The following is a 21,815-nucleotide window of genomic DNA, read 5'->3' on the forward strand; positions in this document are numbered from 1 at the left end:
GCGGGTGGCGTCAGCCGCGTACGGCCAGGTGGTACGACGAGGCCCACAGCACCACCGCGCTGCCCAGACCGACCACGATCCGCACGGTCTCGCTCGCCAGGCCGGCCGCGACGAGGACGAAGCCGGTGACCGCGATGGCCGTCAGCAGCGCCGCCGTCCACCGGTACTGCCACTGGTCGTACAGCCGGGCGAGCGGAAAGAAGTGCAGTCCCACGACGAGGGCGATACCCGCGGGGACGGCCTCGGGGTGGCCCGAGGCGTTGGACACGGCGATGACGATGAAGATGGCCACCAACTCGACGGAGTTGACGATGCCCACGCCGCGCGCCCAGTTCGCCGGCAGGCTCACCATGCGGGGCGAGGGCGAGGCGCCCTTGCGGTATCCCAGGTAGATCGCCGCCGCCGTGAGCGCGAGCGCCGCCAGCTCGATGCCCAGCGGGGTGACGTCCGTCGCCGAACCGGTCCCGGAGGCCGCCGCGAAGGCCCACACCAGGGCGAACACGGAGAGCACGAGCGTCCCCCTGCGGCGCAGGCCACGGGTGAGCGCGAGGCATTCGGCGTCCGTGGCGGAAGGGGTGGGAATTCCCGGGGACGTAGATGTCACTCGCGGAGAATACACGCGCCCATCTGCCTTCTTTTGGCGGTTTTCGGCCAGCCTTCAGGCGATGGACCTGGCCCCTGCCTGATCCGGAAACAACCCGAAACATTCGAGTACCGGAACTCTGGCCTCCGCGCCAGAGGGGCAGGCGGCTCGCCGACACGGCCACCCATCCAGCCGCTGAATACCAATTGAACTGGGCGTACCCCTGCGACCGCCCCCCGACAGCCGACGAATATTTCGTAACTCCTACCGAAACCATTGACAGTTGACAGGGTCCGGCCAACACTCCCGATGACACAGGCTCCCCATCGACCGACCCCCACGAGGACGAGGAGGAAGCACCCCCATGAAGAAGTCATCGAGCCGCTTACGGCTGCTCATCAGCAGCGCCTGCACCATGCTGCTGGTCGCCTTCGCCGCCATCGGCATGCCGGGCACCGCCTACGCCGACACGGTCGTCACCAGCAACAAGACCGGCACCGACAACGGTTACTTCTACTCCTTCTGGACCGACGCCCCGGGCACGGTCTCCATGACCCTGTCCTCCGGCGGCAGGTACAGCACGTCATGGCGGAACACCGGCAACTTCGTCGCCGGCAAGGGCTGGAGCAACGGCGCCCGCCGCACCGTGAACTACTCCGGCACGTTCAACCCGTCCGGCAACGCCTACCTGACCCTCTACGGCTGGACGGCGAACCCGCTGGTCGAGTACTACATCGTCGACAACTGGGGCACGTACCGGCCCACGGGCCAGTACAAGGGCACCGTCACCAGCGACGGCGGTACGTACGACATCTACAAGACGACCCGGTACAACGCCCCGTCCGTCGAGGGCGTGCGGACCTTCGACCAGTACTGGAGCGTCCGGCAGTCCAGGAGGACGGGCGGCACCATCACGGCCGGCAACCACTTCGACGCCTGGGCCCGGGCCGGCATGCCCCTGGGCAACTTCAAGTACTACATGATCATGGCGACGGAGGGTTACCAGAGCAGCGGCAACTCCAACATCACGGTGCGCTGACGATGGGAACCACACCACGGTCCCCGCTCCGCGCCCTGCTCACGAGGCTGACCGTCCTCACGACGGCCGCGGCCGCCGCCCTCACGGCCACCACCACGACAACCGCGACCGCCACCCCGTCCCGGGCCGACGCCTGCACCGGATACGTCGGCCTCACTTTCGACGACGGCCCGTCCGGCAGCACGACCGGGCTGCTCGACGCACTCCGCCGCAACGGGCTGCGGGCCACGATGTTCAACCAGGGCCAGAACGCCGCCGCCAACCCGTCCCTGGTGCGGGCCCAGGTGTCCGCCGGCATGTGGATCGGCAACCACAGCTACACCCACCCGCACCTGACCGGCCTGAGCCAGGCCCAGATCGACTCCGAGATCTCCCGGACCCAGCAGGCCATCGCCGGCGCGGGAGGCGGCACACCGAGACTGTTCCGCCCCCCGTACGGCGAGACCAACGCGACGGTGAAGTCGGTCGCGGCCCGTCACGGCCTGACCCAGATCATCTGGGACGTCGACTCCCGGGACTGGAACGGCGCGAGCACCGAAGCGATCGTCCAGGCCGCCGCCCGCCTCACCAACGGCCAGACCATCCTCATGCACGACTGGTCGGCCAACACCCGCGCGGCGATCCCCCGCATCGCCCAGGGGCTGGCGGCCCGGGGCCTGTGCGCGGGGATGATCTCCCCCCAGACGGGGCGAGCGGTGGCCCCCGGCTGAGCGAACGGCGGGGGGGGCGCCCCCCCCCCCCGCCCCCCCCCCGCCCGCCCCCCCCCCCCCCCCCCCGCCCAACCCCCCCCCCCCCCAAACCCCCCCAGACAGAGTTTATTGAAATGACCCGCCCCCGCCACGACGCACCCCCCCCCCCCCGCGCGCCGGGGGGGGGGTGGGGGGGGTGGGGGGGGGTTGGGCGCGGCGGCCCCCGCGCCCGCCGGCCCCCCGGGGGGGGGGGGGGGGGGGCCCCGGGGGGGCCGCCCGGGGGCGCGCCCCCCCCCCCCCCCCCCCGCCACCCGGGCAGGACCGGACCGCACGGCCCGTTGTCAGTGCCTGCTCCTACGATGCGGCGCATGCCTGATTGGATGCATGTGCCCGGCCCGGTCCTGGAGTCCGGCCGGCACGACGAGGTGAATCTCGTGTTCGCGCGCGGGATGACACCGGACACTCTGGCCGAGGGGTTGCGCGAGCTACGGCGGGAGCCGCTGGTGAGCGGGGAGGGCGACGGGTGGGTGTGGGTCGTCCACGACATGTGCAACGCCGAGGTCGAGGACTTCGACCCCGTGCCCTACGGGCGGATCTGCGCGGGCGCCGAGCTCGTGGTGTTCGTGACCGAGCCGTGCAGCGCGAAGGCGCACCCGCCGCATTTCGAGTACTACCGGGACGGGCGGCTGATCACCTGGTTCAGCTTCGAGGACCTGGTGCAGCGGCTGGGGGACAACCCCGACCACCTGTCCGCCGAGTTGCTGGCCGCGAACCTGATCGGGCCGGACGCCGAGTGCGCGGAGGCGGACGATGCCCGGCACGACTGCTTCGACCACCACTACGAGGACCACGACCGCATCGTCCGGGCGGTCGCCGGCTTCTTCGCCCTGCCCTCGCCGCCGCTGTCCCCGGAGGTGACGGACCGATGACCTGGCTCGCGCCCGCCGCCTTCCTCACGTTCTGCCGGGGGATCCCCCTGGCCGACCTCACCGGCTTCTTCAGCGAGGCGGGCCTGCCGCCCACGGCCTCCGGCTCGGCGGACGGCTGGGCCTGGCTGACGCACCGCCCGGACACCACCCCCGACGGCGGCGCCGTCCAGCAGCTCGGCCAGTACATCACCGGCTTCCGGTACCAGGACCGCGTGCGCGACCAGAGCCACGTCGACATGGTGTTCCTGGCGTCCACGCCCGCCTGCTCGTGCGGCGACCGGTACGCGGTGCCCCACTGCGCCGAGCACCCGTACCAGTTCGCCTACAGCCGCGGCGGCTTCGCCATGTCCATCTTCAACGTCGGTGCGCGTCGCGAGTCCCGCCGCTTCGGCAGCCAGGCCGACCTGTTCATACGGCAGTTCCTGGAGCAGGGGATCGTCGGCCGCACCACCCGCTACGACACCGACCCGGACTTCAACCCGGACGGCACCCACACCATCCGCATCGTCGCCGAGCACTTCGGGCTGCCCGCCGCACCCCTCGGGACGGGAGGCGGGTAGGGCGTTCCCGCGTGGCCGAAACCCCACGCCGGCCCGGTGGCGGACCGGACAACATCCGTGTCCGGCCGAGGAGTTCACCTAGGTTGGTGGACGGTCCCCCTTCCCCACCCCCAGGAGGCCCCGCCGTGCCCGACGACAGCCTGCGTGCCCGTATCGACACGTCCAAGCCGCACTCCGCCCGGTTCTGGAACTACTTCGTCGGCGGCAAGGACAACTACGAGGTCGACCGCGAGATCGGCGACCAGATCAAGTCGATCTTCCCGGGCCTGGTCGACGTGGCGGTCACGAGCCGCCGGTTCCTGGGGCGGGCCGTCCGGTACCTGGCCGTGGAGCAGGGGGTGCGGCAGTTCCTGGACGTCGGCACCGGGCTGCCGACCGCCGACAACACGCACGAGGTCGCCCAGCGCGTGGCGCCGGACTCCCGGATCGTGTACGTCGACAACGACCCCATCGTGCTGGCCCACGCCCATGCCCTGCTCACCAGCACCCCGGAGGGCAGGACCGCCTATCTGGACGCCGACCTGTACGACGCGGAGGCGGTCCTGAAGGCCGCCGCGGGCACGCTCGACCTGTCCCGGCCGGTCGGTCTGATGATCCTCAACACGCTGGGGCATGTCGCCGACTACGAGCAGGCGCGGGAGCTGGTGCGGCGGCTGATGGCCGGACTGCCGTCCGGCAGCCACCTGGTGATCAGCGACAGCACCGCGACGAGCGAGGGCATGATCGCCGCGTCCGAGGCCTACAACGCGAGCGGGGCCGTGCCGTACTACGTCCGTCCGGTCGCCGAGATCGCCGGGTTCTTCGACGGGCTGGAGCTGGTGGAGCCGGGAGTGGTACGGGTGCCGCAGTGGCGGGCGGAGCCCGCGGATGTCGACGCCGCCGGTGTGGACGCGTACTGCGGCGTCGGCCGCAAGCCGTAGGGGATCAGTTCCCCGCGCCCCTGAGAGGCCACCCGGCGATAATCAAGGACATGTCCGCACCACCCCCCGCCCCCGAGCCGGTTCGGCGGCTCGTCGGTGATCTTCTCGCGGTGGGTGAGGCGTACGGCCTCGTCCTCGCGGGCGGATACGCCGTGCTCGCGCACGGGCTGGTGCGGCGGGGCGGCCGGGACGTGGACCTCGCCACCGAGCACCCCGCCGGGATGGACGGCATCGCCGACACCGTCCGGACGGGCCTGGTGGCGCGCGGCTGGCTCGTGCGGACGCTGGAGAGCGATCCGCTGTCCGCCCAGTTCCTCGTCACCGACGCGGCGACCGGTGAGGAGTACGAGGTCGGCCTCCACAAGGAGGTGCTGTGGCGCCCGCCCGTGACGACCGGGCTCGGGCCGGCGCTCGCGCTCGACGACCTGGTCGGCACCCGCGTGCGGGACCTGGCCGACCGCGGACTCGCCCGCGACCTGGTCGACGTCCACGCCGCCTCCGCCCGCTGGAGCCACCCGGAACTGGAGGAACTCGGCCGCCGGCACACCCCCGAGCCCTTCGACCTCACCGATCTCCAGGCCCGGCTGACCGGCACGGACTGGCTCGACGACAGCGCGTTCACCGCCCAGGGCCTCGACGCGGAGGCCGTCGCCGGGCTCCGCCGCTGGGCCCAGGAGTGGGCCGACGACATCGCCGAACGGCTCATCGAGGGCGGTGCCCCGGAGGAGAGCGCCCCGGACGAGGAGTGACCCACGCGGGGACTGGCCGGTCGGTGCTCTGACCCGATGGGGAAAGGGCCGACCGGGCCGGTCACTGTCCTGACACCGCCGCCACCGCCCGCCGCTCCCGACTTGCCGCCGCCATCAGCGCCAGCGTCACCCCGGCCGACACCGTCGCCATCGCCGCCATCGCCCCCGCCGGAGAGGTCAGTTGGGCCACCGAGCCCGCCAGCGTCGCCGCCACGCCCTGCATCGTGAGCATGCCGGCCGAGTGCAGTCCCAGGGCGTGGCCCGTGAGGGCGTCGGGTGTCAGGGCCACCAGGCGCTCCTGCTGGACGAGGCTCGCGCCGAAGCCGACCGAGGCCAGCGTGACGGCGGCTGCCGCGAGCGGCAGTGGCGGATGGAGCAGGAAGGGCACGTACGGGGTGGCCAGGAGCAGCAGGAGCGGGAAGCCCAGGCGGGGGCGCAGGCGCGGTGGGACCAGGCGGCCCACCAGGACGTCCCCGGCCAGCATGCCCAGCGCCGCAAAAGCGAACAGGGTCCCAGCGGAGTCGGGGGCGTAGGAGACGTAGAGGGATTCGCAGCCGACGACCAGGCCGTTGGGGATCCACAGCGCCAGATACGCCTGGCGACGGGGTGCGGACGACCAGAGCAGGGCGTTGGCGCGCCACGTCGCCGACACCGAGGGGCGGCCGGTCGCGCGGGGTGAGCGGCTGGTCAGGCCGAGGCGGACGACCGCGGCCGCCAGAAGGTAGAGGGCGGCCGATGCCAGCAGGGAGATCCGCGGGGACAGCAGGGCCACGAGCGCGCCGCCGGTGGCGTATCCGGCGATCTGCATGAGGCCGCTCATCATGTTGAACACCGAGCGGCCCAGCAGATAGCCGTCCTTGGAGAGGATCTCGTTCAGCAGGCCCCAGCGCACTCCCCCGCCCACCGACTTCGCCAGCCCCATGGCCACGACGATCGCGAAGAGGACCCAGATCGGTAAGCCGGGCAGGGCCAGGGCCGCCGTGCCGGCCGCGAAGAGCAGGGGCAGGGCCGTGAGGGCCGCGCGCGGGGGCAGCCGGTCGGCCGCCGAGAGCAGGAGCGTCGCGCCCAGCACCTGCACCAGCGAGGAGCCGAACATGCTCAGCGCGGACAGCAGCGGCGACTCGGTCGCCCGGTAGACCAGGGTGCCCAGCGCCAGTCCGCCCATCGTCTGGGCGACCGTCTGCGCCGACGCGGCCAGGAAGAACGGGGTGAACTCGGGGGTACGGAACAGTTCGCGGTAGCTGCGCATGCCGGGAGTCTCCGGCGGCCCGGATCGCGTGGTTATTGTTTCGCGCAGGTGCGAAACGTCGGGGGTGCGCATGGGCTGGTGGCAGGTCAACGCCGACACCCTGGCGGCAAGCCGGTTCGTGCTCTCCCCGCTCGCCGAGACCTTCGCCTGCCTCCAGTTGCTGCACCGGGGCACCCCCGCGCACCCGGGCGAGCGGGCCTGGCTGCGCGACCACCTGCCCGGCTACCGGGCCCGGCTGGCCGCCGCCCCCGTGACCGCGCTGCTCGTCCGCGCCGGGCTGGGCCGGTCCTGGATCGCCGACTTCCTCACGCCCACCCCGACAGACCGGGAGACCTTCGAGGAAGGGGTGGCACGGGTGCGGGCGGCCCGCCCCGACGAGGCCCGCGCCCATCTGCGGACCTCCCTGGCCGCCCCGCTTCCCGCCGCCCTGGACCGGGACGATCTCCCCGAGCGCGCGGCCGGCCTGCTGACGTACGTCTGGACCGAGACCGTACGGCCGGACTGGGACCGGCGCCGGCGGGTGCTGGAGGCGGACGTGGTCGCCCGTACCGCGCAGGTGAGCCGGGGCGGCTGGGCGGCGGCGCTGGACGCGCTGCGACCGGGCCGGACCCGGTGGCTGGGTGACAACCGGCTCCAGGTGAACCTGCACGAGTACCCGCCCCGCGAGATCTCCGGCGCCGAGCTCCTGTTCGTGCCGGTGACCCCGAAGACCGGCTGGGTGTCCTGGGAGGAGCCCGACCGGTACGCGGTGATCTACGCGTGCGCGGGCGTGCTCGCCGACCCCGGCGGCCGGACCGTGCCCGCGAGCCTCGGCGCACTGCTCGGGGCCGCCCGGGCCGGTGTGCTGGTCCTCCTCGACTCCCCGCTGAGCACCAGCCAGTTGGTCGCCATCACCGGGCAGGGACTCGGCTCGGTCGGCCGGCATCTGAGGGTGCTGCTCGACGCCGGCCTGGTCGAGCGGCGGCGGGCGGGCCGGTCCGTGCTGTACGCGCGGACGGCGGCGGGGCAGGTCCTGGTGGAGGCCGGAACCGGACGGCCCGGCACCCGCCGGAGTTAGCATCCGCTCATGACGACTGACAACGGTTCCTCTCCCCTCGACGTCGAGATCGGTGCCCTCCAGGGCGGTTCCGCCGACCTGTCCCAGTACGCGGGCAAGGCGGTGCTGGTGGTGAACGTGGCCTCCAAGTGCGGCCTGACCCCGCAGTACAACGGGCTGGAGAAGCTCCACGAGCGCTACGCCGAGCGCGGCTTCACCGTCCTCGGCGTGCCCTGCAACCAGTTCCTCGGGCAGGAGCCCGGCAGCGCCGAGGAGATCGCCGAGTTCTGCTCGGCGACGTACGGCGTGACCTTCCCGATGACCGAGAAGGTCGAGGTCAACGGCGACAACCGGCACCCGCTGTACGAGCGCCTGACCGGCTTCGCCGACGCCGAGGGGCACAGCGGGGACATCCGCTGGAACTTCGAGAAGTTCCTGATCGGCCGGGACGGCACGGTCGTCGCCCGCTTCTCCCCGCAGACCGAGCCGGACTCGGACGAGGTCGTGGCGGCGATCGAGGCGCAGCTGGCCTGACACCTCGTTGACCTTGCCCCTGGGGCAGGGCCGAGCCTCCTCGTCATCGGGCGGAAGAGCCGCCCGATGACGGAGGATGCCGTGGTGGACGTACCGGACCGTGACCTGCTCACCATCGGGGCGTTCGCCGCGCGCGCCCGGCTGTCGGCCAAGGCCCTGCGGCTGTACGACCGGCTGGGGCTGCTGTCCCCGGCGTACGTCGACGAGGCCACCGGCTACCGCTACTACCGCGCCGGCCAGGTCGAACGGGCCCGGCTGGTCGCCCTGCTGCGGCAGCTGGACATGCCGCTCGCCCGGATCGCCGAGGTGGTCGCGGCGGGCGACGGGCCGACCGCGGCCGAGCTGCTCGGCACGTACTGGGCGGACGTCGAGGCGCGGGTGGCGGGACAGCGGACGCTCGCCGCGTACCTCCGTGGACGACTGTCGGGGAGGAGTTCCGAGATGTACGGGAAGTTCAAGGTCGAGACGGTGGACATGCCGGCGCAGGTCGTGATCACCGAGAAGCGGCACACGCTGGCGGACGAGCTGCCCGCGTGGATCGGGGCGTCGCTGGGCCGGCTGGAGGCGGCGGCCCGGGAGTGCGGGGGCGTGGCCGGGGTGCCGTACGTCGCCTACCACGCCGAGGTGTCGATGGAGAGCGACGGCCCCGCCGAGGCGTGCGTGCCGGTCACCGACGAGGCGGCGGCGCGGGCGTGGGCGCAGCGGCACGGGCGGGCCTGGGAGACGGCGGTGCGGATGGAGCCGGCCCAGCGGCTGGCGTACACCCGGATCACCAAGGCACAGGTGGCGCACCCGCAGATCCTGGCCGCGTTCGAAGCGGTGGAGGAGTGGATGGCGGCTCAGGGGCTGACCCCGGCCGGCCCGTGCCGGGAGCTGTACTTCGCGGACTGGGAGGCGGCGGGAGCCGAGGATCCGGTGTGTGACGTGGCGTTCCCGGTGAGCTGATCGCCCTCAGGGCAGCGCGGGCACAAGCGGAGCCCTCTCGGCAAGGACGGCGAGGCTGGTCGAGAGGGCTCTTTCGGTGGTGCTTGTGCTGTTGTCGAGCGGTGGCTCAGGCCTTGACCGAGGCCACGAAGGCACTCCACGCATCGGCGGGAAACGCCAGCTTGGGACCCTCGGGGACCTTGGTGTCCCCGAGTTCCAGGGCCTCTTCGACGGTCGACCTGACCATCACACAGGCGCCGTTGTTGTTGGTGTAGGAGGACGTCGTCCACGTTTCCGTGGCGCCCAGACGAATTGCCATGTTCGCTCCGTAGCAGTTGCGTTTACGCCAACACGTGCTGGTGGTTGGCGTGATCGACGCTACTCGCCAACATCCTCGTTCGGAGCAGTCATTCACTCGACTGGATGGCATATTCCAGGGGAGACTTCCAGTCAGGCGTGTCAGGGGTGTAGCATCCCGCACTTTGCCGGACGGCAGGTCCCGCGCCACGGAGTGCGCCACGCACGGTCAGCGCGCGTACTCCTTCGCCCGGCGCTCGATGAGCTGCCGCGACTGGTCCACGTTCAGCGACTGCGCGCGCAGGTGCTCGTACATCACCGTGTACTTCTGCACGTCCAGCGGCTTCTCCAGGTACAGGTCGCTGGTCACGCCCTCGATGTACACCACGCTGGAGTCGGCCGCGTCGGCGAACTCCAGGATGGAGTACTGGCCGTTGATGCCGGCGTGCGCGCCGACCTCGAACGGCAGGACCTGCACGGTGATGTGGGGCAGCTGCGACATCTCGATGAGGTGCTCCAGCTGCTCGCGCATCACCTGCCGGCTCCCCACGGTCCGGTGCAGCGACGCCTCGTCCAGGACCACCCACAGCCGCAGCGGGTCCGTCTCGGCGGTGATACGGCCCTGCCGGCGCAGCCGGACCTCGACGCGCTTGTCGTTGTCCGCCTCCGACGCCTCGGGCGAGCCGCCCCGGATGATGGCCTCGGCGTACGCACGCGTCTGCAGCAGGCCGGTGATGATCTGGGGTTCGTAGACCCTGAGCGACTCGGCGTCCGTCTCCAGACCGATGTAGACGCTGTAGGGGATGTCCCCGAAGGCATGCCACCAGCCCTGCTGCCGGGAGTCCTTGGCCATCTGCATCAGAGACTCGACGATCCGCTGGTCCTCGACCTCGTAGACCCCGCACAGGTCGCGCACGTCGCGCTGGCTGATGCTGCGCCGGCCGTTCTCCAGCCGGCTGATCTTCGACTGCGACACGAGCAGCCGCTCGGCGACCTCCTCGGCCGTCATGCCCTTGAGCTCACGGAGCCTGCGCAGCTCCTGGCCCAGCCGGCGCCGCCTGACGGTGGGATTGACATTGGACGCCACGGGACGTGCACCTCCGGCTGCGTGCCTCTACTTTGCGTATCTGCTGTTGAGCAGACTGCCACCAAGGTGCTTCCTACCGCTGGGAAACGGTGGATATGCGACGGGTACACGCCAGTTCGGGCAGGGCACGCCGAGCGGGGCGGGGAGAGTGTGTGCTCTCCCCGCCCCGCTCGGACAGCGGCTCCCGTGACCGGGTCTGGGGTGCTGCGTGGTGCTGTGGGTCCGCGGCTCAGTGGGCCACGGCGCGCGCCATGCTCCCGTGGCGCGGCTGCATCGGAACGCCTCGGGCGGGTTCCGCTGCGGACCTGGCTCCGCCGGCGGCCTGACGGCCGGACGGGGCCGGGCTGCGGCGCGGCTGCGCCGCCACGCCGTTCTGGACGTCCATCACGGCGTGCGCGACGAGACCGCCCATGGGGTCGTGCCTGATCAGGTCCCGCAGCCGGGACCGAGAGGAACGCCCCTCGTTGCCCGGATACAGGTGCTTGCCGAGGCCGACCGCGTGTGCCAGGGCGGCGAGCGCGGCGGTCCGCGGGTCCGGCGGTACGCCGGTGCGGATCGCCGAGTCCAGCCGGGCCCTGATCTCCCGGCTGATCTCCGTGTCCGTCGCCTGGTAGCGAGTCGTCGGCAGCACTCCGCACATCTGGCCCGCCACGGCATGCACCATGCCGCACCGCTCCAGATGCGAGAGGTAGGTCTGGCGGAGCCCGAGACGCGGCCCGCCAATCCAGTTCACTGCCCGCACGGGAGCGCCGCGCCTACGCAGCAACTCCAACGCGCAGTCCAACGTTGGATCTCCAGTCGGCCGTGGTACAACCACGGCGATACGATCCCCGTCTGGGGCTATCCGTCCGGCCAGCGCCAGCTCCACTAGCTGTGCTCCGGCCAGACCGAGGTCGAGCGACTGCGGCTGCGCAGTGGTACCCGTGGTCGGGTCCAATGCCAGCAACAGAAGCTCCTCCGGAAGTGTTCTGCGGCTCCTGCCCATCCATGCCTCCCCGCGTGGATGAATGACAGGGTGACCCCTCTCACATTGGTCTGTCGAGGGTGCGTGACCGGTTCGTAGTGGAACCAGTAGGTATGTCGTTCTCGTCTACCGGGTGGGTTCAGTGCGCGCACAGGACACTGGTACATGGTTCGGACAGCGCCGGGGAGCGGTGTCACGGGCGGCGGTTCACGGTTCGGTACGCGCACGCGGGGCGTGCGGCGCGAGGAGGAGGCATCGGTGGCGGGCGAGTCCCCCGACAGGTCGAAGCAGCGCGAGTCGTCGGCAGAACCGACGTCGGGGAGCGCGAGTCCGGTTCCCGAGGCCAGGAGCGAGGCCCCACCCAAGCGCGATCCGCGCCTGGCGGTGGCCCGGGACACGGAGAGGTCCACGAAGCGCGGCGGCGCCGACACGGCGACACGAGTGCTCTCCACCCGCACGGCGGAGAGGCCGGCGGAGACGCCGGACGCGGAACGAGCGGCTGACGCCGAGCGAGGGCCTGACCCCGAGCGGGACGAGGGCGACGCGGACGCCGAGGTGACGCCGGCTGAGGCGGATTCGGCGGCTTGCAGCGAGCAGGACGCCGGTGACGCCGAGCAGGACGAGAGCGACGCGGACGCCGCGGGTACGGCGGACGCCGAGCGGGACGCGGACGAAGCAGACCCTGCGGCTGACACCGGGCAGGACGCCGGTGACGCCGAGCGGGACGAGAGCAACGCGGACGCCGCGGGTACGGCGGACGCCGAGCGGGACGCGGACGAAGCAGACCCTGCGGCTGACACCGGGCAGGGTGTGAGCGGCGCGGGCACCGAGCGGGACGCGGGCCAGGCGGACTCGGCGGCGGACACCGAGCAGGACGACGGCGACGCCGAGCGGGACGAGAGTGACGCGGCCGCCGAGCAGGGCGCGGACGAAGCCGACTCGGCGGCTGACGCCGGGCCGGACGCCGGTGACGCCGAGCAGGACGAGAGCGACGCGGACGTCGCGGATACGGCGGACGCCGAGCGGGACGCGGACGAAGCAGACTCTGCGGCTGACACCGAGCAGGGTGTCAGCGACGCGGGCACCGAGCGGGACGCGGGCCAGGCCGACTCGGCGGATGCCGCCGAGCAGGATGCCGGTGACGCCGACGCCGCCGACACGGCTGACGCCGAGCCGGGCGAGAAGGACGCCGGTGTCGAAGGGGCGGCGGACGACGCCTCCCAGGAGCAGGAGAAGGGCTCCGGCTCCGGTGAGCGCGGGGACGGCGCCGCCGCCAGTGACGGGCGGCTGCGGGACGCCGTGGCCGCGTGGGTCGCTACGGCCGACCAGGACGAGGAGCCTGCGGCGGCCAAGGAGGCCGACAAGGACGCCGACAAGGGCTCTGAGGACGGCCAGGAGGCGGCTGAGAGGGCGGAAGAGGCCGCAGAGGCCGACGCGGACGCCCAGAAGCCTGAGAAGCCTGCTGAGGCCGACGAGGACGCCCGGGAGGACCGAGAGGCCGAAGACGCCGACGAGCCGGAGGCGGACCGTTCCGCCACCGGCGGCACGGGCGATTCCGAGGCCGCCTCAGAGTCGGACGACTCGGACACCGACACCGACAAGGGCGACGCCGCACCCCCCGTCGACCAGCCCACCGCCGTCTTCAAGGCCGTGCGGCCCCCGGTCGATCAGCCCACCACCATGCTGAAGCTCGGCGGTGCCACAAAGGACGCCAAGGACGCGCCCGAGAAGGAAGCCGAGCGGACCAGCAAGTTCGTCGCGCTCAAGCCGCTGGACGACCCGTCGACGCGGAAGCCGGCGTCCGGCGCACAGGCCGGACAGACCGCCCCGGCCGGACAGGCCACCCCGCCTGCCCCCGCCCCCGCCGACGCCACCGCCCCCGTGCCCACCGTCGGCCCCGAGCGGACCACCCAGCAGCCCCTGCCGCCCCGGCCGCCACTGGATCTGCTGGCCGAGCTGACGAACACCCCGCCGCCGCCGGACACCCCGCTGCGGACGGCCATGCGGCGGGTGAAGATCTGGACGCCGCTGGTGCTGCTGCTGGTGGTCCTCATCGGCGTCGCGCAGAGCGTGCGCCCGCTGCCGGCGCCCACCCTGGACCTCACCGCCGAGGACAGCTACACCTTCGAGGGCGGCAAGGTCGACATCCCCTGGCCCGCCAAGGGCCAGGCGGCGCTGGACGTGCAGGGCATCGGCTCGTTCGGGTCGTCCGGCGAGCAGAAGCCCGTGCCGATCGCGAGCGTCGCCAAGGTCATGACCGCCTATGTGATCCTGCGCGACCACCCGCTCAAGAGCGGCGAGGACGGGCCGAAGATCGAGATCGACCAGGCCGCCGAGGACCAGTCCGACGCCGGCCAGGAGTCCACCGTCGACGTCACCAAGGGCGACAAGATCAGCCAGCGGGAGGCCCTGGAGAGCATCCTGATCGCTTCCGCGAACAACGTGGCGCGACTGCTCGCCCGCTGGGACGCGGGTTCCGAGAAGGCGTTCGTGGGCAAGATGAACGACGCCGCCAAGGACCTCGGCATGAAGAACACGACGTACACCGACCCGTCGGGCCTGAACAACACCACCGTGTCCACGGCCGTGGACCAGGTGAAGCTCGGCAAGGCGGCCATGGAGCAGCCCGCCTTCCGCGAGGTGGCCGCGATGATGTCGTACGTCGACTACAAGGGCACCAAGCACGACAACTGGAACCGTCTGGTCGGCTACAACGACGTCACCGGCATCAAGACCGGCACCACCACCTCGGCGCTCGGCAACCTCGTCTTCTCGGCGAGGAAGGACGTCGACGGCGAGACCCGCCGGATCGTCGGCGCCGTGGTGCGCCAGCCCGCCGGCGGCCCGGACAACACCATCCTGGGTGCCGCGCTGTACGAGGGCGACAAGCTGATCAAGGCCGCGCAGGGCGCGCTGGAGTCGGCGACGATCCTGAAGAAGGGCACGGTCGTCGGCTACGCGGACGACGGTCTCGGCGGCCGTACGCCGGTCGCCGTCACCGAGGACGTCACGGCCGTCGGCTGGGCGGGCCTGTCCGTCAAGCTGACGTTCGCCGCGGACGAGCTGCCGCACACGGCGAAGGCCGGCACGAAGGTGGGCACGCTCACCGTCGGTGACGGCAGCGCCAACGCGGTCAAGGTTCCGGTCGCCCTCCAGAAGGACCTCGTGGAGCCGGGCTTCGCGGACAAGCTCACCCGCCTCGGCTGAGAGCCGGGCCGGCTCGCCGGCCCGCAGCACCGCACCCCGCCGGTAACGGCCCGTCCGGGCGCCGCCCGGCGGGGTGCGTGCTAGCGTCGCGAACCGGGCAGGCCGCCGCCCGCGGCGGCACGGCCGTGGACCGCTGACCGACGGGACACGGCCGGTGGGGCCGGTATGAGAAGACGAGAACAGAAGACGGGACAACGGGGAGTGCCTTCGAGTGGCCACTGCGGAGCCGACACGCGCCGACGACGCCGATCCGGGCCCGGTATCCGCCGGCCCGCGAATACCCCTGCCCGCAGCCGGGGAAGGCGGCAGCCGGGACGGCCGTGAGGACCGGCTGCACACTCTCGCGCTGACGCTGCGTGAGCGCATGCTGCGCCACCCGGTCCTGTCCGTCACGGGGCTCGCCGCACTGCTCCACGTCCTCTGGTTCTTCACGTTCGCGAACAGCGGCGGCGATCTGGCCGCGCAGGACGCCTGGGCCGAGTTCGTCGGCCGGCACCCGGACTCGGCGTACAACCTCGCCTGGTACGGCGGGATGCACCCGGTGTCGTACAGCGTGGTGTCGCCGTATCTGATGTCGGTGCTCGGCGTGCGGACGACGATGATGATCGCGGGGACGGTCTCGGCGGGGCTGCTGACCCTGCTCCTGCTGCGCAGCCGGTCCGTCCGCAACCCCCTGTGGGCGTCCATGGCGGGCGTGTTCGGGCTGTTCTGCAACGCGGTGTCCGGGCGGGTGACGTTCGGCCTGGGCATGATGTTCGCGCTCGGCGCGGTCGCGGTCGTGTTCTGCTGGCCGTACCGGTGGCGGTACAAGCGCTGGGCGAAGGCCCTGTCCGCGGCGCCGCTGGCCGCGCTGGCCACCATGGCGTCGCCGGTCGCGGGCCTGTTCGTGGGCCTGGTCGCGGTGGCGCTGTTCCTCCAGAAGCGGCGGCCGGGCGCGTGGGCGCTGGGGCTGGCGCCGAGTGCGGTGGTGGGGGTGTCGGCGTGGCTGTTCCCGTTCTCGGGGACGCAGCCGATGGTGATCGGCTCGGTGCTGCTGCCGCTGGCGTTCTCGGTCCTCGTCTTCGTCCTGGTGCCCAAGGACTGGCAGACGGTCCGGCTGACGGCCGCGGTGTACGGGCTGGGCGTCGTGCTGGTGTGGCTGGTCAGCTCCCAGATCGGTTCGAACATCACGCGGCTGGCGATGCTGTTCGCCGGGGTGGCGCTGGTCGCCGCGCTGCCGTTCACGGTGCCGCGGAGCCGCAAGTGGTACGCGGCCGTCGTCGCGCTCGTCGGTTTCGCCGTGTGGATCGGCTTCAAGACGGTCGACGACATCGTGCACACGGCCCCGGCGGCGTCCTGGTCGCGCGAGCTGGCGCCGCTGGTGAACGAGTTGCAGGAGGTCGGCGCCGAGAAGGGCCGCGTGGAGGTCGTCCCCGCCCGCTCCCACCGCGAGGCCTCCGCGCTCGCCCCGTACGTCAACCTGGCCCGCGGCTGGAACCGGCAGGCCGACATGGAGCGCAACCCCCTCTTCTATGACGACACGCTCAACTCGGCGAACTACCACGAGTGGCTGAAGCGCTGGGCGGTGCACTACGTGGTGCTGCCGAAGGACGAGCCGGACGGGGACGGGGGTCAGCGGGAGCGGGCGCTGGTGCGGCGCGGGCTGCCGTATCTGACCCAGGTCTGGGGCGATGCCAACTGGCAGCTGTTCAAGGTGACCGCCCCGACGCCCCTCGCCGAGCCGAACGCCGTCGTCGACCGGGCCGAGCAGGGCGAGATGATCCTCCGGGTGAAGAAGCCGGGCCGCGTCCTGATCCGCATCCCGTACTCCCCCTGGCTGAGCATCGTCGACGCGGAGGGCAAGAGCCTGAAGCCGCCCCAGGAGACGCAGGCCTCCAAGGAGCGCCCCGAGGACGAGCCGAAGACGTACGTCAACGTCAACGGCTGTCTGACGGAGACCGAGGAGGACGCCCAGGGCGACAAGTGGACGGAGCTGCTGGCCCCCAGGGCGGGCACATACCGTCTGGCGGCGCCGTACCAGCTGCCCAGGGGGACGCCCTGCCCGGAGGAACTGCGCTGACCCTCAGCGGAGCCGGTCGACGTGGGTGTCGGTGCCCGGCACGGTCGGGATGAACGGCGCCACCAGTTCCACGCTTCCCAGCCCCGACTCGGCCACCGCCGCGTCCAGGCCCGTGAAATGGGGGTCCCAGCACTCCCTCGGGTCCGTCTGGAGGAACCACAGCAGGGTCAGCCGGGTGTCGACGCCCTCGACCTGCTTGACGTAGGTCATGCGGTCGCCGGGGAGCGGGGTCGGGCGGAAGACGGTCACCAGCGCCGCCGGGGAGCCGGCGAGCCGCTTGGGCAGGTGGCGGGAGCGCAGCCACTCCAGCAGTCGCGGGCGCTGCTCGGGGGTGCCGGCCTCGACGACCTGGAGGACCAGGCCGGCGTAGGGGTGGTCGAGGGCGTGGACGTCGCGCGGGCCGGCCGCCCCGTCCCGGTAGACCGTCGCCTCGTGGTCCTGGAACGCGGTGAGGACGTGGGTGCGGTCGTGGTAGACGCGGCCGTCGCGGTTGAGGCGCTTGTTGATGGCGACCGTCCAGCGCATGTGGTCGTCGTAGCGGCCGGCGGTGATCCAGTACGTGGAGAGGTAGCAGCCCGTGGTGACGGGCTGGGCGACCGCCGACTTCTCGGGGTAGCGCAGCAGTTGCAGGTCCCGGGTGGCCACCCAGCGGCGGCCGGCGTACATCCAGGGCATGGCCATCGCGCCGGCGTAGTAGTGGTCGTCCTCGTACCAGCGGTTGTAGGCGTACTCGTGGCCCGGGTGCGGTTCGACCATGGTGATCAGGGCGTGGCCGGGGCGGGTGCCGTAGGGGCCGACGGCGGCCAGTTCGGCGTACAGCTCGCTGCGGGTGTCGTCGCTCATGCCCTTCCCCTCTGTTGGCGGCTGGCTCATACTCTGACGCTCCGTCAGATAATGCGCCAGGGTTCCGGGGAGGCTTCGATGTCGCTGCTCGCGGGGAAGACGGTCGTCGTGTCGGGGGTCGGGGCCGGGCTGGGGCGGCAGGTGGCGGCGGCCGTCGTACGGGACGGCGGGCGGGCCGTGCTCGGGGCCCGCACGGAGGCGAACCTGGCGAAGACGGCGGCCGAGCTCGATCCGGACGGGTCGCGCACGGCGTACCGGGCGACCGACATCACCGACGAGGCGCAGTGCGAGGCGCTGGCGGGGCTGGCGCGGGAGCGGTTCGGGCGGATCGACGCGGTGGTGCACGTGGCCGCGCTGGACAGCTGCTTCGGCGGTCTGGAGGACGCGGACTTCGAGGCCTGGCGCTCCGTCCTGGACGTGAATCTGCTGGGCACGCTGCGGATGACCCGGGCCTGCCTGCCGTCGCTCAGACAGGGCGGCGGGGCCGTCGTGTTCATCGGGACGCAGTCGGCGGTGGCGGCTCCGTCGCAGGTGCGGCAGGCGGCGTACGCGGCGTCGAAGGGGGCGCTGACGAGCGCGATGTACTCGCTGGCGCGGGAGCTGGGGCCGTACCGGATCCGGGTCAACACCGTGCTGCCGGGCTGGATGTGGGGACCGCCGGTGCAGGCGTACGTGCGGTTCACCGCCGGCCGGGAGGGCGTGTCGGAGGCGGAGGTGCTGGGCAGGCTGACGGACCGGATGGCGCTGCCGGAGCCGGCGACGGATGCGGACGTGGCGGACGCGGCGGTGTTCCTGGCCTCGGACCGGGCGCGGGCGATCACGGGCCAGTCATTGCTGGTGAACGCGGGTGAGCTGATGCGCTGAGGGCATTTTCCAGCCACACGACTCGGTTCACGTACATAAACGCAAGTCACCTCACCGAACTTTTTTACGGTCTCTTGACCTTCCTCTTCCTTGCCGTGCGCACGTCACCGAACCCAGAGTTCACATGCCTGACCCTGGCGGCGCACCGTGGAAGGGGACTCATGAACGGTCTCGACTGGGCCGTGCTCATCGGCTACTTCGCCGTGATGGTCGCGATCGGCGTCTGGTCGCACAAACGCGTGGACAACGTCAGCGACTTCTTCACCGCCGGCGGCAAGATGCCGTGGTGGCTCTCCGGCATCTCGCACCACATGTCGGGCTACAGCGCGGTGATGTTCACCGGGTACGCGGGCATCGCCTACACCTACGGCGTCACGTCCTTCGTCACCTGGTCCTTCCCGATCGCCCTCGGCATCGCCATCGGGTCGAAGCTGTTCGCCCCGCGCATCAACCGGCTCCGCTCCCGGCTCCATGTGGCCTCCCCGCTGGAGTACCTGAAGAACCGGTACGACCTGAAGACGCAGCAGGCGCTGGCCTGGTCCGGCATGCTGCTGAAGATCGTGGACGTGGGCGCGAAGTGGGCGGCGATCGCGACGCTGCTGTCCGTCTTCACGGGGATCTCCCTCAACCAGGGCATCCTCATCACCGGCGGCATCACGGCGGTCTACTGCACGATCGGCGGCCTGTGGGCGGACGCGCTGACCGAACTCGGCCAGTTCGTCATCCAGTTGCTGGCCGGCGTCGCGATGTTCGTCGCCGTCTTCGTACGCCTCGACGACCACGGCGGCTTCTTCGGCGTCTGGGACTCCCCCGAGCTCCAGGGCCACGAGAAACCGCTGGTCGGCCCGTACGGCACGGTCTTCCTGCTCGCCTTCCTCTTCATCAAGCTCTTCGAGTACAACGGCGGCATGCTCAACCAGGCCCAGCGCTACATGGCCACCCCGAACGCCAAGGAGGCCGAGCGGTCGGCGCGCCTCTCGGCGATCCTCTGGCTGGTCTGGCCGCTGGTGCTGTTCTTCCCCATGTGGATGTCCCCGCTGCTGGTCGAGTCGCAGAAGGCCGACGGCTCCGACTCCTACGCCCTGATGACCGAACAGCTCCTCCCCCACGGCCTGCTGGGCCTGGTCATCGTCGGCTTCTTCTCGCACACCATGGCCATGTGCTCCTCGGACGCCAACGCCATCGCGGCCGTGTTCACCCGGGACTGCGCGCCGGTGATCTGGGCACGGGCCCGGGCCTGGAACCAGAGCCAGGGGCTGCGGGTCGCCCGGGTCGCGACGGTCGTCTTCCTCGGCCTGTCCATGGCGGCGGCGACCCAGGTCAACTCCCCCGCGTTCAAGGACATCATCACGGTCGTCATCAAGTGGGTGGCCGGTCTGATGGGCCCGATGGCGATCCCGATGATGCTGGGCCTGCTGCGGGCGTTCCGCCGCTCCGGCCCGACGGCGGCCCTCGTCAGCTGGTCGATGGGCCTGCTCGCCTTCTGGCTGGTGAACTACCCGATCCACTGGAACGTCGAGGGCGGCGTGCCGCTGCAGTACCAGGTGTCGATCCCGCTGGCGGTGTCGCTGGTCCTCTACATCCTCGTCGGCTACATCAAGCCGGAGGACACCCCGGAGCGGCTGGCGCTCATCGAGAAGATCAACACGGACGGCGACGGGGCGGCCTCGGCCGTGATCCCCACGCCGGCCGGGGCGGCGGACGGCGTGGTGGGGGCGGCGCGCAAGGAGTAGCGCGGAGTAGGTACACCGGGAGGGGCGGCCGTCCTGCGGGACGGCCGTCCTGCGGCGCGGCCATCGATCGGCGGCCCCGCCGCCGGTTCCCGGGGCGCACGTACACCCGCCGGAGCTGTGCCGTCTCGCCCGAGGGGGACCGCTCGGGCGGCCGGCGCGGGTGCGGCGGACGCGCCGGCCGTGCGCGTCCAGCACGGCCGTGGCCGCCAGTGTCCCGTCCGCTCCTCCATCGCGACCAGGAGCGTGCGCCGTGGCGGCAGGATGCGCAGCGCGGTAGCCCTGCGGAGCGGGCCGTCCAGCCGGGGGGTGTCCTGCATCTGGGCCGTCCTGCGGGGGCCATCCGGTGGGGGCCGTCCTGCGGTTCACGCCCGGGGATGGCCCGGGTTCACGCCCGGGGGCAGCCCGGGTTCACGCCCGGGGGCAGCCCGGGTTCACGCCCGGGGATACCGCGCGAGCCAGCCCGGGGACGCGCCCGCCGGGCTGTGCAGGGCCGGGCCCTGGGTCATCTCCATGGCGAAGTCGTCGGCCAGCTCCAGCATCGTGGGACGGCCCTCCAGCTCGGCCAGCCAGGCCGGGGGGAGGGCCGTCTCTCCGTGCAGGGCGCCGAGCAGCGCGCCCGTCAGCGCGCCGGTGGCGGCGGAGGGGCCGTCGTGGTTCACGGCGAGGGTCAGCCCGTGCCGGACGTCGGCGGCGACGAGGGCGCAGTACACGGCGGCAGCGACGAGGCTCTCCGCCGTCCCGGCCCCGCACAGCTCCGCCACGCGCTCCGGCCCGGGCAGCCCCTGCCGTACGGCACCCAGCGCGTGCTGGAGCGCGTCCGACACGGGCTGGTGGCCGGGCCGGGCGGCCAGCAGCGCGAAGCCCCGCTGCACGGCGCCGTCGAGACTCTCCCCGAGGGCGAGCGCGTGCACGATCACGGCGTACGCACCCGCCGCGAGATACGCCGTCGGATGACCGTGGGTCTGCGCCGCGCACTCCACCGCGAGCTGGACGACGAGCTGCGGCTCCCAGCCCACGAGCAGCCCGAACGGGGCGGACCGGGCGGCGGCCTCGGGCCCGAGCTCACCGGGGTTCTTGGGCGCCTCGGGCGTCCCCATGGTCGCGTCGGCGAGCCCGAGGAGCAGCGCCTTGCTCGGGTCCCTGCGCGCGTACAGCCACTCCTCCCGCGCGAGCCACCCGTCGTCCTTGCGCCGCAGGTCGGGCCCCCAGTCCCGCTGGGTGGCGGCCCAGCGCAGGTAGGCCCGGTGCAGGTCGGTGGGCGGATGCCAGGCGCCGGTGTCCCGCCGCACCTGGGCGCGGATCAGCCCGTCCACGGAGAAGAGGGTGAGCTGGGTGAGATGGGTGACGGCGCCGCGTCTGCCGTAGGCGGGGGCCAGATCGACCAGCCCCTCCGCCCCGTACGCCTCCCTGATCCCGTCGATGCCCAGCCCGTCCACGGGCGCGCCCAGCGCGTCCCCGACGGCCAGCCCGAGCAACGTGCCGCGCACCCGGCTGCGAAAGTCCTGCTGCTCCGTACGCCCCCAGACGGCACCGGCAGTCGCACCCACCT

20 protein-coding genes are annotated in these 21,815 nt (G+C 72.1%); 13 read left to right on the plus strand and 7 right to left on the minus strand.

The features are described from left to right. Positions 1-10 precede the first annotated feature (10 nt). Positions 11-604, minus strand: coding sequence for a DUF7010 family protein (locus ACIBL4_RS27730; RefSeq protein ID WP_399414520.1), 594 nt, complete (start codon positions 602-604; stop codon positions 11-13). Positions 605-998: 394 nt separating this feature from the next. On the opposite strand from ACIBL4_RS27730, the gene ACIBL4_RS27735 reads away from it, so the two are divergent. The 6 genes from ACIBL4_RS27735 to ACIBL4_RS27760 all read left to right on the plus strand — a co-directional run bounded on the left by ACIBL4_RS27735 (position 999) and on the right by ACIBL4_RS27760 (position 5,469). Then, the gene (locus ACIBL4_RS27735) at positions 999-1,622 is read left to right on the plus strand and encodes a glycoside hydrolase family 11 protein (RefSeq protein WP_399414585.1); all 624 of its coding nucleotides are present in this window, start codon (positions 999-1,001) and stop codon (positions 1,620-1,622) included. Positions 1,623-1,624: 2 nt separating this feature from the next. Further along, the gene (locus ACIBL4_RS27740) at positions 1,625-2,332 is read left to right on the plus strand and encodes a polysaccharide deacetylase family protein (protein ID WP_399414521.1); all 708 of its coding nucleotides are present in this window, start codon (positions 1,625-1,627) and stop codon (positions 2,330-2,332) included. Positions 2,333-2,679: 347 nt separating this feature from the next. Beyond that, the gene (locus ACIBL4_RS27745) at positions 2,680-3,240 is read left to right on the plus strand and encodes a DUF6461 domain-containing protein (RefSeq protein ID WP_399414522.1); all 561 of its coding nucleotides are present in this window, start codon (positions 2,680-2,682) and stop codon (positions 3,238-3,240) included. Continuing rightward, positions 3,237-3,800, plus strand: coding sequence for a hypothetical protein (locus ACIBL4_RS27750; protein ID WP_399414523.1), 564 nt, complete (start codon positions 3,237-3,239; stop codon positions 3,798-3,800). The genes ACIBL4_RS27745 and ACIBL4_RS27750 overlap by 4 nt, the downstream gene beginning before the upstream one ends. A 125-nt stretch (positions 3,801-3,925) precedes the next feature. Then, positions 3,926-4,720 carry an SAM-dependent methyltransferase gene (locus ACIBL4_RS27755; protein ID WP_399414524.1) on the plus strand — a complete coding sequence of 265 codons (795 nt, stop codon included), beginning with the start codon at positions 3,926-3,928 and terminating at the stop codon, positions 4,718-4,720. 50 nt (positions 4,721-4,770) lie between these two features. Beyond that, positions 4,771-5,469: a hypothetical protein gene (locus tag ACIBL4_RS27760; RefSeq protein ID WP_399414525.1), complete on the plus strand. Its 699-nt coding sequence runs from the start codon at positions 4,771-4,773 to the stop codon at positions 5,467-5,469. A gap of 61 nt (positions 5,470-5,530) precedes the next feature. On the opposite strand, the gene ACIBL4_RS27765 is transcribed toward ACIBL4_RS27760, so the two are convergent. Beyond that, positions 5,531-6,718 carry an MFS transporter gene (locus ACIBL4_RS27765; RefSeq protein ID WP_399414527.1) on the minus strand — a complete coding sequence of 396 codons (1,188 nt, stop codon included), beginning with the start codon at positions 6,716-6,718 and terminating at the stop codon, positions 5,531-5,533. Between the two features lie 70 nt (positions 6,719-6,788). Between ACIBL4_RS27765 and ACIBL4_RS27770 the strand changes: the two genes are divergently transcribed. The 3 genes from ACIBL4_RS27770 (at position 6,789) to ACIBL4_RS27780 (ending at position 9,233) form a co-directional block, all read left to right on the plus strand. Then, entirely contained in the window at positions 6,789-7,775 is a 987-nt protein-coding gene (locus ACIBL4_RS27770; protein ID WP_399414528.1) for a winged helix-turn-helix domain-containing protein, read from the plus strand. Between the two features lie 9 nt (positions 7,776-7,784). Then, positions 7,785-8,288: a glutathione peroxidase gene (locus tag ACIBL4_RS27775; RefSeq protein ID WP_399414530.1), complete on the plus strand. Its 504-nt coding sequence runs from the start codon at positions 7,785-7,787 to the stop codon at positions 8,286-8,288. 66 nt (positions 8,289-8,354) lie between these two features. Then, a complete protein-coding gene (locus tag ACIBL4_RS27780; protein ID WP_399414531.1) occupies positions 8,355-9,233 on the plus strand; it encodes a MerR family transcriptional regulator in 879 nt (292 codons plus the stop codon). A gap of 106 nt (positions 9,234-9,339) precedes the next feature. Here ACIBL4_RS27780 and ACIBL4_RS27785 read toward each other — a convergent pair whose 3' ends face one another. The 3 genes from ACIBL4_RS27785 to ACIBL4_RS27795 all read right to left on the minus strand — a co-directional run bounded on the left by ACIBL4_RS27785 (position 9,340) and on the right by ACIBL4_RS27795 (position 11,581). Next, positions 9,340-9,531 (minus strand): DUF397 domain-containing protein, encoded by a 192-nt coding sequence (locus tag ACIBL4_RS27785; RefSeq protein WP_086564378.1) that lies wholly within the window; start codon positions 9,529-9,531, stop codon positions 9,340-9,342. A 207-nt stretch (positions 9,532-9,738) separates the two neighbouring features. After that, on the minus strand, positions 9,739-10,596 hold the full coding sequence (locus ACIBL4_RS27790; protein ID WP_086564379.1) for a helix-turn-helix transcriptional regulator: 858 nt from the start codon (positions 10,594-10,596) through the stop codon (positions 9,739-9,741). Between the two features lie 229 nt (positions 10,597-10,825). Next, entirely contained in the window at positions 10,826-11,581 is a 756-nt protein-coding gene (locus ACIBL4_RS27795; protein WP_306966089.1) for a GPP34 family phosphoprotein, read from the minus strand. Positions 11,582-11,818: 237 nt separating this feature from the next. Between ACIBL4_RS27795 and ACIBL4_RS27800 the strand changes: the two genes are divergently transcribed. Together ACIBL4_RS27800 and ACIBL4_RS27805 are read left to right on the plus strand one after the other, a co-directional pair. Continuing rightward, entirely contained in the window at positions 11,819-14,767 is a 2,949-nt protein-coding gene (locus ACIBL4_RS27800; RefSeq protein ID WP_399414586.1) for a D-alanyl-D-alanine carboxypeptidase, read from the plus strand. Positions 14,768-14,978: 211 nt separating this feature from the next. Beyond that, complete coding sequence (locus ACIBL4_RS27805) at positions 14,979-16,826, plus strand: MFS transporter (protein ID WP_399414532.1); 1,848 nt, start codon at positions 14,979-14,981, stop codon at positions 16,824-16,826. Positions 16,827-16,829: 3 nt separating this feature from the next. Here the strand turns inward: ACIBL4_RS27805 and ACIBL4_RS27810 are convergent, their stop codons facing one another. Then, complete coding sequence (locus ACIBL4_RS27810) at positions 16,830-17,669, minus strand: hypothetical protein (protein ID WP_399414533.1); 840 nt, start codon at positions 17,667-17,669, stop codon at positions 16,830-16,832. A 78-nt stretch (positions 17,670-17,747) separates the two neighbouring features. Between ACIBL4_RS27810 and ACIBL4_RS27815 the strand changes: the two genes are divergently transcribed. Together ACIBL4_RS27815 and ACIBL4_RS27820 are read left to right on the plus strand one after the other, a co-directional pair. Continuing rightward, positions 17,748-18,533, plus strand: coding sequence for an SDR family oxidoreductase (locus ACIBL4_RS27815; RefSeq protein ID WP_399414534.1), 786 nt, complete (start codon positions 17,748-17,750; stop codon positions 18,531-18,533). A gap of 161 nt (positions 18,534-18,694) precedes the next feature. Continuing rightward, complete coding sequence (locus ACIBL4_RS27820) at positions 18,695-20,266, plus strand: sodium:solute symporter family protein (protein ID WP_399414535.1); 1,572 nt, start codon at positions 18,695-18,697, stop codon at positions 20,264-20,266. Positions 20,267-20,697: 431 nt separating this feature from the next. On the opposite strand, the gene ACIBL4_RS27825 is transcribed toward ACIBL4_RS27820, so the two are convergent. After that, positions 20,698-21,813, minus strand: a complete 1,116-nt coding sequence (locus ACIBL4_RS27825) for an ADP-ribosylglycohydrolase family protein (protein ID WP_399414587.1) — start codon at positions 21,811-21,813, stop codon at positions 20,698-20,700. Between the last annotated feature and the right edge of the window lie 2 nt (positions 21,814-21,815).

Source organism: Streptomyces sp. NPDC050416, assembly GCF_044458845.1.
Classification (GTDB): Bacteria; Actinomycetota; Actinomycetes; order Streptomycetales; family Streptomycetaceae; genus Streptomyces.

What these genes read in the sequence shown, in the direction of transcription:
- ACIBL4_RS27745 (WP_399414522.1), top strand. Translation starts at nt 2,680, where the DNA reads ATGCCTGATTGGATGCATGTGCCCGGCCCGGTCCTGGAGTCCGGCCGG.
- ACIBL4_RS27750 (WP_399414523.1), top strand. Translation starts at nt 3,237, where the DNA reads ATGACCTGGCTCGCGCCCGCCGCCTTCCTCACGTTCTGCCGGGGGATC.
- ACIBL4_RS27785 (WP_086564378.1), bottom strand. Translation starts at nt 9,531, where the DNA reads ATGGCAATTCGTCTGGGCGCCACGGAAACGTGGACGACGTCCTCCTAC.
- ACIBL4_RS27795 (WP_306966089.1), bottom strand. Translation starts at nt 11,581, where the DNA reads ATGGGCAGGAGCCGCAGAACACTTCCGGAGGAGCTTCTGTTGCTGGCA.
- ACIBL4_RS27780 (WP_399414531.1), top strand. Translation starts at nt 8,355, where the DNA reads ATGACGGAGGATGCCGTGGTGGACGTACCGGACCGTGACCTGCTCACC.
- ACIBL4_RS27740 (WP_399414521.1), top strand. Translation starts at nt 1,625, where the DNA reads ATGGGAACCACACCACGGTCCCCGCTCCGCGCCCTGCTCACGAGGCTG.
- ACIBL4_RS27820 (WP_399414535.1), top strand. Translation starts at nt 18,695, where the DNA reads ATGAACGGTCTCGACTGGGCCGTGCTCATCGGCTACTTCGCCGTGATG.
- ACIBL4_RS27760 (WP_399414525.1), top strand. Translation starts at nt 4,771, where the DNA reads ATGTCCGCACCACCCCCCGCCCCCGAGCCGGTTCGGCGGCTCGTCGGT.
- ACIBL4_RS27810 (WP_399414533.1), bottom strand. Translation starts at nt 17,669, where the DNA reads ATGAGCGACGACACCCGCAGCGAGCTGTACGCCGAACTGGCCGCCGTC.
- ACIBL4_RS27735 (WP_399414585.1), top strand. Translation starts at nt 999, where the DNA reads ATGCTGCTGGTCGCCTTCGCCGCCATCGGCATGCCGGGCACCGCCTAC.
- ACIBL4_RS27770 (WP_399414528.1), top strand. Translation starts at nt 6,789, where the DNA reads ATGGGCTGGTGGCAGGTCAACGCCGACACCCTGGCGGCAAGCCGGTTC.
- ACIBL4_RS27815 (WP_399414534.1), top strand. Translation starts at nt 17,748, where the DNA reads ATGTCGCTGCTCGCGGGGAAGACGGTCGTCGTGTCGGGGGTCGGGGCC.
- ACIBL4_RS27775 (WP_399414530.1), top strand. Translation starts at nt 7,785, where the DNA reads ATGACGACTGACAACGGTTCCTCTCCCCTCGACGTCGAGATCGGTGCC.
- ACIBL4_RS27765 (WP_399414527.1), bottom strand. Translation starts at nt 6,718, where the DNA reads ATGCGCAGCTACCGCGAACTGTTCCGTACCCCCGAGTTCACCCCGTTC.